Origin of the sequence: Streptomyces sp. NPDC000075, assembly GCF_040301925.1 — a bacterium.
Classification (GTDB): domain Bacteria; phylum Actinomycetota; class Actinomycetes; order Streptomycetales; family Streptomycetaceae; genus Streptomyces; species Streptomyces polychromogenes.
Window position 1 is genome coordinate 104,582 of sequence record NZ_JBEPFL010000022.1, and the last position, 15,464, is coordinate 120,045.

Below are 15,464 nucleotides of genomic sequence, written 5' to 3' on the forward strand. Positions count from 1 at the left end.
CCGGGGTTCCTCGGTGCCTTCTCGGCGATTCTTGGCAGATCCTGCCCCAAACGTATGTCCGAGAGGCAGAACTGGCAATCGGCTGCCCCGGCCCAAGCCCTAACGTTGCCGGTGAACGGGCCGGACCGGCCCGCTCTCACAGGCTGGAGTGCATTTCCTTGGTCGCGACCCACACCACCGGCGCGTCCGCGCCTGTCGACACGGCGGGCCCGCCGGCCGGAAACACCGGCCGGTTCGGGCTCTCCCCGCACGCCGAGGGCATGGCGGCCCTCGCCGTCACCGTGGCCATCTGGGCCGCCTTCGCGCTCAGCGCCCGCGCCCTCGGCGCCTCCACCCTGCTGCCCGCCGACGCCGCCCTGCTGCGGTTCGGCGTGCCGGTGCTCGTCCTGGCGCCCGCCCTGTGGCGGCGCAGGCGCCGGATCGCCGCCGTCCGCCCGGGCGCCGCGCTGATGATCGTCTGCGGGGCCGGGGTGCCCTTCTTCCTCGCCGCGATGCACGGCGGCTCCCTGACCTCGGCGGCCTTCGTCGGCTCGATCGTCCCCGGGATGGTCCCGCTCTTCGTCGCCGCCCTGATGGCCGCCCGCGGCCGGGGGCTCCCCCGGGGCGCCCAGGTGGCCGGACTGGTCCTGATCGCGGCCGGGGTGGCCGCCCTCGTGTGGCGCTACGTGGTCCCCGTCGACGCCGACGTGCTGGAGGGGGCCGGCACCCTCCTGGTGGCCAGCGGCCTGTGGGCCCTGTACACCGTCGGGCTGCGCGACGTGGACCTCGACCCCGTCGGGTCGATCGGGCTGCTGTGCCTGCCCTCCTTCGCGGTGATCGCGCTGCTGGTCCTCACCGGGGTCCTCCCGACGGGCCTGGCGCACGCGGCCGGCGGCGACATCGCCCTGTTCCTCGTGGTGCAGGGGCTCGGCGTCGGGCTGTGCGCGGGCCTGCTGTACGCCTTCGCCATCCGCCGGCTGGGCGCCGAGCGCAGCTCCGTCGTGGGCAGCCTGAGCCCCGTGGCCGTCGTCCTGCTCGCCGTCCCCGTCCTCGGGGAGTCCCCGACCGCCGCCGTACTGGTCGGCGTCCCCCTCATCACCGTCGGCGTCGTCCTCGCCAACCGGCGCCCCCGCAACCGCCCCTCCGTCCGCCCCCGTCCCGAGGTCCCCGCAGATGCTTGAGCTCCTCCCCCCGCCGCCCACCGACCCGCTGTGGGACCTGACGTACGAGTTCGGCTCCGACGAGCGGGCCGAGCGGCTGAACCTGGTGCTCGGCGTCTACCGCGACCACACCGGCCGGACCCCCGTGATGGCCGCCGTCCGCGAGGCCGAGATACGGCTGGCGGAGCGCTCCGAGTCCAAGGAGTACCGGGGCCTGTCCGGGAACACGGCCTTCAACCGCGCCCTGCTCACCCTGATCCTCGGAGACGGCGGCCCGCAGGGCCGGGCCGCGGCCGTCCAGACCGTCGCCGGCTCCGGCGCGCTGCGGCTGCTGGCCGACCTGATCTGCCGCACCCGCCCGGGCGCCACGGTGTGGATCAGCGACCCGGCGTACGTCAACCACCGCCCCATCCTGGAGGCGGCCGGGCTGGACGTCCGCACGTACGGCTGGCGCGACGCCGAGGGCGGCTTCGACGCGGCGGGCGTGCTCCGCGACCTCGCGGCGGCGGGCCGCGACGACGTCGTGCTGCTCCAGGGCTGCTGCCACAACCCCACCGGCGTCGACCCCGAGCCCGGGGACTGGGCCGCGCTGGCCGACCTGGCGGCCCGGGCCGGCTGGGTGCCCTTCGTCGACCTGGCCTACCACGGGCTCGGTGACGGACTGGAGGCCGACCTGGCGGCCACCCGCCTGCTCGCGGAGCGGGTGCCGGAGATGCTCATCGCCGTGAGCTGCTCGAAGAACTTCGGCCTGTACAGCGACCGCACCGGCTGCGCGATCGTCCTGGGCGCCTCGGAGCGGGCCGTGCGGCACGCCGAGACCGCCCTGCAGAACGCCGCCCGGACGCTCTACTCGATGCCGCCCGAGCACGGGGCCGCCGTCGTGACGGCCGTCCTGGAGGACGAGGGCCTGCGCGCCCTGTGGCGCGAGGAGCTCGACCTCATGCGCGGCCGCATCGAGGCCAACCGCTCAAGCCTCGCCGCACACCTGGCCGAGTACGGATGGGCCGCGCAGGCGGCCTCGCTCGCCCGCCAGCGGGGGATGTTCTCGATGCTGCCCCTGACCCCCGAGGAGATGCTCCGGCTGCGCCGTCAGTACGCGATCTACGGGACCACCGCCGGGCGGATCAACATCGCGGGCATAGAGGCCGGGCGGATCCCCTGCCTGGCCCGGGGAGTGGCCGGAGTGCTCGCCGGACGCTGAACCGGCCGCACGCCGGGAGGTGTTCCGGCGCACTTCGCATTCCGCCGCCCGTTTCCCCGTGCCGGGGGGAGCGGGCGGCGGAGTATCACCGGTCGAAGGCCTCTGGAGAATGGCCGGATAGAACTCACCGCACGCGGTGGTCAGTTGGCCGTATGGCATCATGGCCGCGTTGTCGACCGCTGGGTTCGCCGGAGGACTGAGGGATGAAGTTACCTGGCTCCGCGTTACCGGCGTCGGAGGACCGGACGCTCAGGCGCCGGCTGAAGAAGGTACGCCGGACCTGCGAGGGGCTGCTCTCGGAATGGGGCATGGAGCACGGCTGCGGCATCGACGAACTCCACGCATATCTCAGCGAGCAGCGCGGGCGTCCGATCCATTTGATTCCGACGGCCTTCCCGGAACGGCACCTGTTCGGGATATGGCTGAAAACGGATGACTTCGACATCATCGCCTTCGAGAAGGCGGCTTCGGCGTCCCACAAGGAACACATCATCGCCCACGAACTCGCCCATATCGCCTTCGATCACAAAGGCTCCCTGCAACTGGACCGCACCGATTCCGGTGCGCGGGAGCCGGAGGGTGCGGGCGGGGCGGCGGAGGCGGGTCTGCTCTTCTCCGACGTGGACCCCGAGGCCGTCCGGAGCGTGCTGATGCGTTCGCGCTACAGCGACGACGAGGAGCAGGAGGCCGAGACGATGGCCTCCCTGATCCTGGCCCGCGCCAACAAGCGCTGGACCGAGCCCGCCTGGGGGGTCCCCGACGCGGCCGCGGAGATAGTGGCCCGGATCGAGAGCGGCCTGGGCAGGCCCGAGCAGGGGCCGGCGTGATCTACGCGATCCTCGCGTGGGTCTGCGCCTTCGTCGGCCTGGCGGCCTTCGCCTACCGGCTCCCGGACCTGCTGCGCCGACGGCACGACGTCGCCCTGTGGGCGCTGTGCACCTACTTCCTCTGCTCCGGGATCAGCTTCCTGGTCGACCTGGACCTGCTGCGGCTGCACATCTCCGCCTTCTTCGGGCTGCCCAACATCACCTCGCTGATCACCCAGGCCGCGGTCGTGGTGCTCACCGCCGCACAGCAGGTCGTGCTCGTCTACTGGTCCTCGCCGCCCGCCGAGGCCCGGCGGATGGCCCGCGACCGCGTGCTCGTCTTCGGCGGCGCCCTCGCCGTGCTGGTGACCTCCTCCTTCGCCGTCGGCCCGGTGGCGCACTCCGAGACGGCGACCTCCACGATCCTGCTCAGCATCCAGCACGGCGGATACGCCCTCTACATGTCGTTCTACCTGCTGATCTGCGCCGTCGGGCAGTTCGAGACCGTACGCCTGTCGCTGCGCTTCACCACCATGGCCAACCGCCAGTGGCTCAAGGTCGGCATGCGCACCGTCACCGTCGGCGCCAGCATGATCCTGGTCTACTGCGTCACCCGGGGCGTCCAGATCGCCGGGACCCGCCTGGACTTCGACGGCAGCGACCTCGACCCCATCCAGTGGACCGCCGGCAGCGTCGGCGCCCTCCTCCAGATCGCCGGGTGGACCATCCCCTCCTGGGGCATCCGCATCACCCGCGCCCGCGGCTGGACCCGCTCCTACCGCTCCTACCGCCGGCTGCGGCCCCTGTGGTGGGCGCTGTACCAGGCCTCGCCCGACATCGCCCTGGACCCGCCCCGGTCCTGGCTGCGCGACCTGGTGCCGCCCCGGGACCCCCACTACAGCCTCTACCGTCGCGTCATCGAGATCCGCGACGGCCAGCTGATGCTGCGCACCTCCCTCTCCCTGGAGGACTTCTCCCGGGTGGCCCGCTCGCTGGACCTCCCCGAGGACCCGACCTCCCCCCTGGGCGAGGCCCTCCAGGTCCGCGCCGTGCTCAGCCGCCCGGCCGAGGAGCGCGCCGAGCGCGCCGACGCCTCCGAGATCCCCGCCCGGCCCCCGTACGAGGACTTCCGCGACGAGGTGGAGTGGCTGAGCCAGGTCGCCTCGTCCTTCAACGCGCTCAGCCGGGGCCGCCCCGGGCCGGTCGACGCCGGCCTGCTGTCATGACGGCTCCGGAGCGGGAGCCCGGCCCGGAGGCGGACCCGGCCCCGCCGGCCAGGGCGGCCGTCGCACGCCTGGTCGCCCTGGACGCCGAGCGGGGCGCGACCGCGGCCGTGCCCGCCGTACGGGAGGCCCTGCGCGCGCTCCCGCAGCTGTCGGCCGACCCGCAGAGCCTGCGCGGCCTCGGGTCCGACCGGCTCGCCGCCCTCGCCGAGCTGGCCGAGGTCATCGGCTGGATCCTCTTCGACGCGGGCCGATACCGCCGCGCCCACCGGATGAACGAGCGGGCCCTCGCCCTGGCCGGGCTCTGCGGGGACCGCTGGACGGCCCGGCTGACCCTGCTCAACCACAGCATGCTCACCACCCACACCGGCCGGCCCCGGGCCGCCCTCGACGCCGCCTCCCGCGTGGCCGGGGCGCGCCCGCTGCCCGCCCGGGTCGCCAGCCTCGTCCTGATCCGGCGGGCGCACGCGACGGCCCTGCTCGGCGGCCGGCGCGAGCCCCTGGAACTGATCGGCCGCGCCCAGAGCCGCTTCCTGGACGGGATCTCGTACCGGGACCCCCACTGGGCCTGGTGGATCGACCAGACCGAGCTGCTCGGCCACCGGGGCTGGGTCCACGCCCGGCTGCGCCGCTGGGACCGGGCCATCCCCCTGCTGTACGAGGCGGCCACGGCGCCCGGCCCCTCCTACCGGCACCTGTTCACGGCGGAACTCCTCGCGGCCCTCGCCGGGGCCGGGGCCTGGCGGGAGGCGGAGGAGCTCATCGCGCGGGTCGCCCCCCGCGCCCCCGCCATCGGCTCGGTCCGCACCACCGAGACGCTCGCCGCCACGGCCGCCGGACTGCGCCGCCGCCCCGGCGTCCCGGCCCGCCTGCGGGACGCGGCCGCCTTCCTGCGGGAATCCCTGCCGGCCTGACCGGCCCGGCCGCCCCTGGACGGCACCACGACGTGCGACACGGACACACCCCCCACGCCACACCGCTCGACCCCACTCCACAGACAGGAAGACGACCATGCGCTCCCCGAGAATCTCCACGCCCGCGGCCGGCCTGCTGGCCGCGGCGGCCCTCCTGTTCGCCTTCGGCGGTCCGGTGTCGCAGGCCGCCTTCGGCACGCCCACCGCCTCCGCCGCCGCCCCGGCCGCCCAGCCCGCCGCCGAGCAGGGCAGCCCGTACGTCTCCACCCACCTCTACTTCGGCACGGGCCGGCACAACGGCAACCCGCCCATCACCGAGGAGGAGTTCAACAAGTTCGTCGCCGAGGTCGTCACCCCCCGCTTCCCGTCCGGGCTGACCCTCCAGGAGGGGCGCGGCCAGTGGCGCGACAAGGACGGCGACATCAACCGCGAGAAGTCCTACGAGCTGACCGTGATGTACCCGGTGCGCGAGGCCGCCGCCCGCAACGCGGACATCGAGTACATCCGGCGGCTGTACTGCAAGACCTGGGAGCTGGAGTCCGTGGGCCGGGCCGACGTGCGCGCCCAGGTCGACTTCTGACGGGACCGGGCGTTCCGGCGGGACCGGACGTTCTGACGGGACCGGACGGCGCCCGGCGCCGGGGGAGCCCCCCCCGCGCCGCCGCGCCCCCGGTGCCCCGCTCCCGCCACAGCGCCCCGGGCCGGGCCCTCGGATAGGGTGAATCGGTACGAATCGGACCCCCCGGGGTGAGGTCGGTGCATTGGACACGTACCAGTCGGCGAGCAGGGTGCCCGACCCGCCGGAGGCGGCCGTCGGGTACGCGGGCGTCCTGCGCGAGCTGCTGCCGATCGCCCTGTGGCGGGAGGACGCGGACGGGATCGTCGTCGAGTGGTCCCTGGCCGCCCAGGAGCTCCTGGGCCACCGCCCGGAGGACATCCTCGGCCGCCCCGGCACCGCCGTCCTCGTCCCCGAGGCCAACCACGGGCTCGCCGACGACCTGACCCGCCGCGTCCAGGCGGGCGAGACCGTCGTCGGCACCCTGCCCGTCCGCCACCGCGACGGCCACCGCGTCGCGATGGAGATGTGGATCGTGCCCGCCGCCGACCCCCGGGGCCGCAGGGGCGCCATGCTCATCGCCGTCGAGACCTCCGAGGTCCTGCGCATGCGGGACTCCCTCGCCGCCCTCCAGAGCCTCTTCACCCAGTCCCCGATCGGCCTCGCCACCCTCGGCCCCGACCTGCGCTTCCTGCGTGTCAACGACGCCCTCGCCCGGATGAACGGCGTCCCCGCCGCCGACCACCTGGGCCGGCGCCTCACCGAAGTGGTGCCCGGGGTCAACGCCACCGCCCTGGAGGCCACCATGCGCCAGGTGCTGGAACGGGGTACCGCCGTCCTCGACGTCCGCCGTACCGGCCGCACCCCCGCCGACCCCGGCCACGACCACACCTGGTCCTGCTCCTACGCCCCGCTCCTCGACGGCTCCGGCCGCACCCTCGGCCTGATCGCCTCCCTCATCGACATCACCGAGGGCCAGCGCGCCCAGCTGGAGGCCGAACGGGCCCGGACCCGCTTCGCCCTCCTCGCCGAGGCCGGCACCCGCATCGGCACCACCCTCGACCTGGGCCGGACCGCCCAGGAGATCGTCGACCTGCTGGTCCCGCAGCTCGCGGACTCCGCCGACGTACAGCTCCTCGAAGCCGTCCTCGACCCCGACGAGACGCACGCCGCGGCCGCCACCCACAACGTCATGCGCCGCCTCGCCGCCACCTTCCCCGACCCCGCCGCCCCCACCGCCCGCCTGGCCCCCGGCCAGACCCTCCAGATCCCCGCCGGCTCCGTCTACGAACGCGTCATCGCCGACGGCGTGCCCATGAACCTGTACGCCGCTGACGTCCCCGCCCTGATCACCGACCCCCGCGCCGGCGCCCTGCGCGCCTACCTCGCCGGCCTCGGCTCGGCCCGCATGGTGCCGCTCGTCGCCCGCGGCAAGGTGCTCGGCGCCGTCGCCGTGACCCGGCTGCGCGACCGCGAGCCCTTCGACGCCGAGGACTGCGTCCTCATCGACGAACTCGTCGCCCGGGCCGCCCTCAACATCGACAACGCCCGCATGTACACCACCCAGCGGCACGCCGCCCTCACCCTCCAGCGCAGTCTCACCAACAGCGCCCTGCCCGCCGTCCCCGGCCTGGAGCTCACCGGCCGCTACCTGCCCGCCAGCGACCACGACGTCGGCGGCGACTGGTACGACGTCATCCAGCTGCCCCGCGGCCGCACCGGCCTCGTCATCGGCGACGTCATGGGCCACGGCATCCACGCCGCCGCCGTCATGGGACAGCTGCGCACCGCCGTACGCACCCTCGCCCGCCACGACGTGCCGCCCGCGCGGATGCTCCGCTCACTGGACGCCGTCGTCTCCGACCTCGGCGAGGACGAGATGGCCACCTGCGTCTACGCCGTCCACGACGCGGCCGCCGGCGGCTGCGTCATCGCCCGCGCCGGACACCCGCCGCCCGCCGTGGTCGGCGCCGACGGTACGGTGGCCTTCCTCCGGGGGCCGACCGGCACCCCCCTGGGCACCGGCGGCCGCTCCTTCCGCACCGAGACCGTCCCCCTGCCCCCCGGCAGCCTCCTCGCCCTCTACACCGACGGGCTGATCGAGGCCCGCGACCGCGACCTCGACGAGGGCATGGACCGGCTCGCCCGCGCCCTGCGCGGCCCCGCCCGGCCGCTGGAGGAACTCTGCGACGGCATCCTGGCCCGGCTCCTCCCGGCCGCCCCGCAGGACGACGTGGCGGTCCTCCTGGCCCGGACCACCGCGTAGGACGGGGACGGCTTGGCCGATCCTTGTCCGGCCGCTTCACCCCTGCTGTACGGGGGCTAACCGTTCCCCCGCGAGAGTGAAACCACCCGAACGCGAGGCCGTCCGGGGCACGTTCACTCGAAGCAGGAGCCCCATGAACCGTATATTCCGCACGCGCGCCACCCGCACCGCCACCGCCGTGGCGGCGGCCGCCGCCCTGACCGCCGGGATCGGCGCCGGAGTCGCCCAGGCCGGGGACCGGCAGCCCGGCAAGCCCACCGAGCGCGAGATCGCCGCCCTCTTCGACCAGTGGAACGCGGCCCTCGGCACCGGCGACGCCGGCAAGGTCGCCGACCGCTACGCCCGCGACGCGGTGCTGCTGCCGACCGCCTCCCCGAAGATCCGCACCAACCGGGCCGAGATCACCGACTACTTCGAGCACTTCCTGCAGAAGAAGCCGAAGGGCGAGAAGATCCGCTCGGTGATCAACGTCCTCGACGCGAACTCCGCCATCGACGCCGGCCTCTACCGCTTCCACCTCACCGACCCGAAGACCGGCGACGCCTTGGCCGTGGACGCCCGTTACACGTACGAGTACGAGAAGCGCGGCGGCAAGTGGCTGATCGTCAACCACCACTCCTCGGTGCTCCCGGCCGAGGGCTGATCCACCGCGGCGCGGCCTCGGCCCCCGTCCGCAGGCTGATCCGCACGCACAGTCCGCCGCCCGGCGCGTCCCGCAGGGCCACGCTCCCGCCGTCGTCCGTCACCAGCTGCTTGACGATGGCCAGCCCCAGGCCCGAACCCGAACGGCCGGTCAGGCCCTGACCACGCCAGAACCGGTCGAACGCGCGGGACTGCTCGGCGGCGGACATACCGGGCCCCTGGTCGAGGACCTCCAGCACCGTCTCCTCCGCCCCGGCCGCCGCACCCGCCTCCAGCCGCACGGTGATGGTCCCCCCGTCCGGGGACACCTCCAGCGCGTTGGACAGGACGTTGTCCAGCACCTGGTCGAGGTTGCCCGGACCGGCCAGCACCCGCAGCCGGTCGTCCGCGTCCCCGGCCAGCACGATCGTCACCCCGCGCTCGTCGGCCGCCGGCCGCCACACGCCGAGCCGCTCCTCCACCAGCTCCCGCAGCGCCAGCGGCTCGGCCGCGGACGCCTTGGCCTCCGCCCGGGCCAGCACCAGCAGCCCGCTGACCAGCCGGCTCATCCGCACGACCTCCGCCGTGGCCTGCTCCACGTCCTCGCGTACGAACGGGTCGTCCACCCCGTCCGCGATGTTGTCCAGCGACAGCCGCAGCGCCGTCAGCGGCGTGCGCAGCTGGTGCGAGGCGTCCGCGACGAAGATCCGCTGTGAGGCCACCAGCGTGTCGAGCCGCTCCGCGCCCTGGTTCAGGGTCCGTGCCAGGGTCTGCGTCTCCTGCGGGCCGGTCACGGGGGAGCGGGCCGTCAGGTCGCCGTCGCCGAACCGGCTGGCCATGTCGTTGAGCTGGCGCAGCGGCTTCGTCAGCAGCCGCGCGACCACCGCGCCGATCGCCGCCGCGATCGCCAGCACCCCGACCGCCAGGACCGCCCGGAAACCCCAGATCCGCCAGAGCCGGTCGGTCAGCGCCGCCGTCGCGTACCGCACGCGCACCGCCCCGACCACCCGCTGCGACGCGTCCCCCGGCCCCTGCCGCGCCCGCGCGGGCACGGTCACCACCAGCTGGGGCCCCCACACCCACCGCGACCCCCAGTCCACGGTGGTCCGCCCCTCCCGCAGCGCCGCCGTGAACGCCCGGTCCCCGGGATGTGCCGCCGGCGGCAGCGGGGCCACCGTGCCCCCGCCGGCCGCCACCACCTCCACCATCCCCGGTGTCTCGTCCGCGTAGGCCGCCGACACCCGGGCCAGCGCCTGCCGCGAGGGCCCGTCGCCGTTGCCCAGCAGCAGGGCCATCGTGGTCGCCTCGCGCCGCACGGACTCCTCGGTGTCCCCGCGCAGCTGGGCCGTCAGGGTGAACGCGACGGGGACGGTGAAGGCGGCGAGCGCCACCCCGACCAGCAGCACGTAGCTGATGATCAGCCGCTTGATCACGCCGGGTCCCCGGCAGGCACCAGCCGGAACCCCACCCCGCGCACCGCCTCGATGACCACCGCCCCGGCGAGCTTGCGCCGCAGCGCCGCCACGTGCACGTCCAGCGTCTTGGTCGGCCCGAACCAGTTGGCGTCCCAGACCGCCTCCATGATCTGCTCCCGGGACATCAGCGCCCCCGGCTCCTCCGTGAGGAAGGCCAGCAGGTCGTACTCCTTGGGGGTCAGCGCCACCTCCGCGCCGTCCAGCCGCACCCGGGCCGACTTCCGGTCGAGGGTCAGCCGGGAGCCGTACCGCTGCGGCCCCTGCGCCTCGCCCTGGGGCCGGACCCGCCGCATCACGGCCCGGATCCGGGCGATCACCTCGCGCACCCCGAACGGCTTGGAGACGTAGTCGTCCGCCCCGATCTCCAGCCCGACGACCCGGTCGGTCTCGTCGCTGCGCGCGCTGATCACGATGATCGGCACGTCCCCGCGCCCCCGCAGCTCCCGGCAGACGTCCAGCCCGTCGGTGTCGGGAAGCCCCAGGTCCAGCAGGACCAGGTCGTAGGGGGACGTGACGGCCAGCGCCGCCGCCCCGGTGGTGACCCACTCCACCCCGAAGCCGTAGCGCAGCAGACCGCGCCGCAGGGACTCCGCGACCGGCTCGTCGTCTTCCACCAGCAGTACATCCACAAGCCGAACCCTAAGCGCTCCCGGTCACCAGGCCGGGTCCCCCAGGGCGTCCAGGTCCAGGCCGGGCAGGAGCTGCGGCTCGGCGCCCGAAGCGGGCGACAGCTCCGCCCAGATGACCTTGCCGCGCTGCGTGTAGCGGGTGCCCCAGCGCTCCGCGTACTGCGCGACGAGGAACAGCCCGCGGCCGCCCTCGTCGGTGGTGGCCGCGTACCGCAGGTGGGGGGAGGTGCTGCTGGCGTCGGAGACCTCGCAGATCAGGTTCCGGTCATGCAGCAGGCGCACCCGGATCGGCTCGTTCCCGTACCGGATGGCGTTGGTGATCAGCTCGCTGAGGATCAGCTCCGCGGTGAACGAGAGCCCCTCCAGCCCCCACTCCTCCAGCTGCCCGGCCGCCGCGCGGCGCACGAGGGAGACGGCCGCCGGGTCGTCGGGCACCTCCCACTCCGCGATCCGCCGCGGATCCAGCCGCCGGGTCTCCGCGATCAGCAGCGCGATGTCGTCGCTCGGCGCCGGGAACAGCATCGCCGCCAGCACGTCCGCGCAAGCCTGTTCGGGGGTCCGGCCCGGCCGGGCCAGGGTCCGGCCCAGCAGCTCCAGCCCGGCGTCGAAGTCCCGGTCGCGGTCCTCCAGCAGCCCGTCCGTGAACAGCACCAGCCGGCTGCCCTCCGGCAGCGCCAGCCCCGCCGTCTCGAAGGGCATCCCGCCGACCCCGAGCGGCAGCCCGGTCGGCAGCTCGGGGAACTCCACCCGCCCGTCCGGGTGGACCAGGGCGGGCCCCGGATGGCCGGCGCTGGCCATCACACAGTGCCCCGACACCGGGTCGTAGACGGCGTACAGGCAGGTGGCGCCGGTGATTCCGGCCGGCTCCTCCGCCCCCTCGCCGTCCCCGCCGTCCGGCTCCGCGCCGGCGCCCGGCTCGCCGCTCTCCAGCTGGTCGATCCGGTCGATGAGCTCGTCCAGGTGCCCCAGCAGCTCGTCGGGCGGCATGTCCAGCGTCGAGAAGTTGTGCACGGCCGTGCGCAGCCGGCCCATCGTCGCCGCCGCGTGCACCCCGTGCCCGACCACGTCGCCCACCACCAGCGCCACCCGCGCCCCCGGCAGCGGGATCACGTCGAACCAGTCCCCGCCGACCCCGGCCTTCGCCGGCAGGTACCGGAAGGCGGTCCGCACCGCGCTCAGGTCGGGCAGCACCCGGGGCAGCAGGCTGCGCTGGAGGGTCACGGCGGTGGCGTGCTCGCGGGTGAAGCGGCGGGCGTTGTCGATGGAGACGGCCGCCCGCGCCCCCAGCTCCTCGGCGAAGGACAGGTCCTCCTCGTCGAAGGCCTCCGGGGTGTCCGCCGCCCGCCAGAAGTTCGCCATGCCCAGCACCACGCCCCGGGCCTGGAGCGGTACGGAGATCAGCGAGTGGAACCCGTACTCCAGCGCCACCCGCGTCCCGGCGGCGTCGGCCGCCCGCCAGCCCATCGCGGCGCGCAGGTCGGCGGCCAGCACCGCCTGCCCCGCGTCCAGGGCCTCCGCCATCGGGGCGTCCGGCACCGCGAAGAAGATGGTGTCCCCGACCGGCTGGAGCGGCTGGTCGCCGCGCACCCCGCTCATCGCCGCCCGGCGCATCCGCGTGTGCATCCCCGCCACGGGGGCGGGCTCGTCCCCGCGCAGCACCGGCTCCAGCAGCTCGACGGTGACGAAGTCCGCGAACCGCGGGACGGCCACCTCCGACAGCTCCTCCGCCGTGCGCACCACGTCCAGGGTGGTGCCGATCCGCACGCCCGCGTCGTACAGCAGCTGGAGCCGCTCCCGGGCCACCTCGGCGCGGCCGGAGAGCGCGGCGAGCTCGGTGGTGTCGCGCAGGGTCATGACGCTGCCCGACGGCCGCCCGCCGAAGGGCGCGGTCGGCCGCACGTTGACGGCCAGCAGCCGGTCGCCCGCGAGGTGGACCTCGTCCGTGGCGACCCGTCCGGACAGCAGCAGCCCGGCGGTGCGCGGGTCCAGGCCCAGCTCGCCGACGTGCCGCTGTTCTGCGTCGGCCGGCAGGTCCAGGAGCCGGCGGGCCTCGTCGTTGGCGAGCAGCAGCCGGTCGTCGGCGCCGACGATCAGGACGCCCTCGCGCACGGCGTGCAGCACCGCCTCGTGGTGCTCGTTCATCCGGGCCAGCTCGGCGGCGCCCAGGCCGCGGGTCTGGCGCCGCAGCCGCCGGCTGACCAGGGCCGCCCCGGCGGTGCCGAGCAGCAGCGCGCCGACGGCGGCCCAGATCAGCAGCGTGAGCTGCCCCTCGACCAGCTGGCCGACGTTCTCGATCTCTATGCCGGTGGCGACGAGCCCGACCACCTCGCCCCGCGCGTCCCGGACGGGGACCACGGCGCGGACCGCGTCACTCGGGGCGCCCCGGAACACCTCCGTGAAGGCCTCCCCTGCGGCGGCCCGCCCCAGGTCGCCGGTGGCGCGCTTGCCGATCAGGTCGGGGCGGGCGTCGGTGTAGCGGATCCCGTCCTTCGTCATGACCGCGATGAAGTCCACCCCGGAGGCCTTGCGGGCGCCGTCGGCCAGGGGCTGGAGCTCGGCGGTGGGGTTCGGGGACGCCAGGGCCGCGGGCAGGCCGGGGGCGTGGGCGAAGGCCTCGGCGGCGGCCAGGGAGCGGTTGCGGGCGTCCTTCTCGCCGTCGTAGCGGGCCTGGAAGACCAGGGCCAGGGCGGCCGCCGTGATCAGCAGCAGCACGATGAGGGCCTGGAGGGAGAACACCTGACCGGCGAGACTGCTCCGGGCCAGGGAGAGGCGCGCGAGCAGGCTCTCCGGCCGCGTCTCCCTGTGCCGACCCGAACGTCCGGTCATGAGCCATTTCTAACACTGTCACCGGTTATGGGAGCGTTGGCCGCCGCCGTGCGGTACGCGCGCGGGCTGAGACCGAAGGCCGACCCGAAGTGCTGGCGGAAGGTGACCTCGCTGGCGAACCCCGCCCGGCGGGCCACCTCGGGCACCGGATGGTCGGTGCGCTCCAGCAGTCTGCGGGCCTCGTCCAGCCGGCGGCTCAGCAGCCATCTGTGGGGGGTGGTGCCGGTGGAGGCGGTGAAGTGCCGGGCGAAGGAGCGCGGGGACATCCCCGCCCAGCGGGCCAGGGTGGCCACGTCCAGCGGCTCGTGCAGGCGGCGCAGCGCCTGCTGCCGTACGGCGGCCAGCGCTTCCGCCGTCCGGTCCGCGGCCGGGACCGGCCGGTCCAGGTACTGGGCGTGGTCCCCGGAGCGGAAGGGGCCCGTCACCATCGAGCGGGCGATCGCGGCGGCGGCCTCCGCGCCGTGTGCCTCGCGCACCAGGTGCAGGCACAGATCGATGCCGGAGGCCACCCCCGCGGAGGTCCACAGCCCGTCGTCCTCGACGAACAGAGGGGCCTCCTCCACCAGGACCGCCGGGTGGCGGGCGGCCAGCTGCGGGACCAGCCACCAGTGCGTCACCGCCCGCCGCCCGTCGAGCAGCCCCGCCTCCGCGAGGACGAACGCCCCCGCGCACAGCGCGGCCACCGGCACCCCCCGGGCGTGCGCCCGCCGCAGGGCGGCCAGCACCGGCTCGGGCGTCGGGTCACAGGGCTCGGCCAGCGCGGGCACGACGACCAGGTCGGCCTCGTCGAGCCAGTCCAGCCCCCGGTCGGGGGCGAGGGTGAGCCCGCCGGGCAGGGAGATGGCCGTCCCGGGCTCCAGCGCGCAGCGGCGCAGTTCGAACGGGGGCACCCCGGTGCGGCTGCGGTCGGGCCCCCAGACCTCGGTGATGACGGCGAGGTCGAAGGCGCGGATCCCGGGCTGGGCGACGATCGCGACGCGGTGCATGCGGCCACTCTGCCAGAGCCCGGCCAGGCGATCCTGCCAGTCTGGCGGGATCCCATCGTTTCGCGTCCCCGGTGGCCCTGGGGCGCCCGGTCCGCGCCGGACATGATCGATCCATGACCGAGAACGCGATCGAGATCGCCCCCGACAGTGCCCTGATCGTCATCGACGTGCAGAAGGGCTTCGACGACGCCGCCTTCTGGGGCCCGCGCGACAACCCGGCGGCCGAGGGGAACATCGCCGCGCTGATGGACGCCTGGGAGGAGTCCGGCCGCCCGGTGGTGCTGGTCCAGCACGCCTCGCGGCGGCCCGGGTCCGTCCTCGCCCCGGACCAGCCCGGTTACGCCTTCAAGGACTTCGTCGCCGACCGGGCCGGACGGGAGGCCCTGCACGTCACGAAGACCGTGAACTCCTCCTTCTACGGCACCCCGGACCTCGGGGAGTGGCTGACCGCGCGGGGGATCCGTCAGCTGGTGGTCGTCGGCATCCAGACCAACATGTGCGTGGAGACCACGGCCCGGATGGGCGGGAACCTGGGCTACGAGGTCATCGTCCCGCTGGACGCGACCCACACGTTCGACCTCACGGGTCCCGGGGGTCTGACCCTCACCGCCGACCGGCTGGCGGCGGCCACCGCCGTCAACCTCCACGGCGGCGGCTTCGCCCGCGTACTCACGACGGCCGAGGTCCTGGCGGCGGCGTAGCGGGGCTGGAATGTGCTGCGCACGTTCAGCCCCGCCGGCGATTGAGGCGAATCCTGTAGCCGCGCCGGCGCTTGAGGCGGGAACGGAGGAAGGGCGGGGCGGGGAGCAAGCCCCGCGCAGC

At 74.8% G+C, this 15,464-nt stretch carries 11 protein-coding genes and 2 pseudogenes; 9 read left to right on the plus strand and 4 right to left on the minus strand.

Translation table 11 applies throughout. The annotated features are described in order from the left end of the window. Positions 1-158 precede the first annotated feature (158 nt). From ABT403_RS24685 to ABT403_RS24720, 8 genes and pseudogenes are all read left to right on the plus strand, one after another. Positions 159-1,160, plus strand: a complete 1,002-nt coding sequence (locus tag ABT403_RS24685; protein WP_344166388.1) for a DMT family transporter — start codon at positions 159-161, stop codon at positions 1,158-1,160. Then, on the plus strand, positions 1,153-2,340 hold the full coding sequence (locus tag ABT403_RS24690; protein ID WP_344166389.1) for an amino acid aminotransferase: 1,188 nt from the start codon (positions 1,153-1,155) through the stop codon (positions 2,338-2,340). The genes ABT403_RS24685 and ABT403_RS24690 overlap by 8 nt, the downstream gene beginning before the upstream one ends. Positions 2,341-2,543: 203 nt before the next feature. After that, positions 2,544-3,167 carry a hypothetical protein gene (locus tag ABT403_RS24695; RefSeq protein WP_344166390.1) on the plus strand — a complete coding sequence of 208 codons (624 nt, stop codon included), beginning with the start codon at positions 2,544-2,546 and terminating at the stop codon, positions 3,165-3,167. Further along, a pseudogene (locus ABT403_RS24700) lies at positions 3,164-4,306 on the plus strand (MAB_1171c family putative transporter); the annotation flags it as partial. The gene ABT403_RS24695 and the pseudogene ABT403_RS24700, both read left to right, overlap by 4 nt. Next, a pseudogene (locus ABT403_RS24705) lies at positions 4,243-5,283 on the plus strand (NsdA family TPR-like regulatory protein); the annotation flags it as partial. The pseudogenes ABT403_RS24700 and ABT403_RS24705, both read left to right, overlap by 64 nt. 97 nt (positions 5,284-5,380) lie before the next feature. Continuing rightward, a complete protein-coding gene (locus ABT403_RS24710) occupies positions 5,381-5,863 on the plus strand; it encodes a DUF3574 domain-containing protein (protein ID WP_344166393.1) in 483 nt (160 codons plus the stop codon). A gap of 181 nt (positions 5,864-6,044) precedes the next feature. Continuing rightward, on the plus strand, positions 6,045-8,105 hold the full coding sequence (locus tag ABT403_RS24715; RefSeq protein WP_344166394.1) for a SpoIIE family protein phosphatase: 2,061 nt from the start codon (positions 6,045-6,047) through the stop codon (positions 8,103-8,105). Positions 8,106-8,238: 133 nt separating this feature from the next. Beyond that, positions 8,239-8,748, plus strand: coding sequence for an SgcJ/EcaC family oxidoreductase (locus ABT403_RS24720; RefSeq protein WP_344166395.1), 510 nt, complete (start codon positions 8,239-8,241; stop codon positions 8,746-8,748). Here the strand turns inward: ABT403_RS24720 and ABT403_RS24725 are convergent. From ABT403_RS24725 to ABT403_RS24740, 4 genes are read right to left on the minus strand one after another with little or no spacing between them, the layout of a single operon-like run. Then, positions 8,711-10,159 (minus strand): HAMP domain-containing sensor histidine kinase, encoded by a 1,449-nt coding sequence (locus ABT403_RS24725; RefSeq protein ID WP_344166396.1) that lies wholly within the window; start codon positions 10,157-10,159, stop codon positions 8,711-8,713. The genes ABT403_RS24720 and ABT403_RS24725 overlap by 38 nt on opposite strands. After that, complete coding sequence (locus ABT403_RS24730) at positions 10,156-10,830, minus strand: response regulator transcription factor (protein WP_344166397.1); 675 nt, start codon at positions 10,828-10,830, stop codon at positions 10,156-10,158. Before ABT403_RS24730 ends, ABT403_RS24725 begins: the two co-directional genes overlap by 4 nt. A 24-nt stretch (positions 10,831-10,854) precedes the next feature. Then, a complete protein-coding gene (locus ABT403_RS24735; RefSeq protein WP_344166398.1) occupies positions 10,855-13,656 on the minus strand; it encodes a SpoIIE family protein phosphatase in 2,802 nt (933 codons plus the stop codon). Then, a complete protein-coding gene (locus tag ABT403_RS24740; protein ID WP_344166399.1) occupies positions 13,653-14,642 on the minus strand; it encodes a GlxA family transcriptional regulator in 990 nt (329 codons plus the stop codon). The genes ABT403_RS24735 and ABT403_RS24740 overlap by 4 nt, the downstream gene beginning before the upstream one ends. A 113-nt stretch (positions 14,643-14,755) precedes the next feature. Between ABT403_RS24740 and ABT403_RS24745 the strand changes: the two genes are divergently transcribed. Then, the gene (locus ABT403_RS24745; RefSeq protein WP_344166400.1) at positions 14,756-15,343 is read left to right on the plus strand and encodes a cysteine hydrolase family protein; all 588 of its coding nucleotides are present in this window, start codon (positions 14,756-14,758) and stop codon (positions 15,341-15,343) included. Positions 15,344-15,464 lie beyond the last annotated feature (121 nt).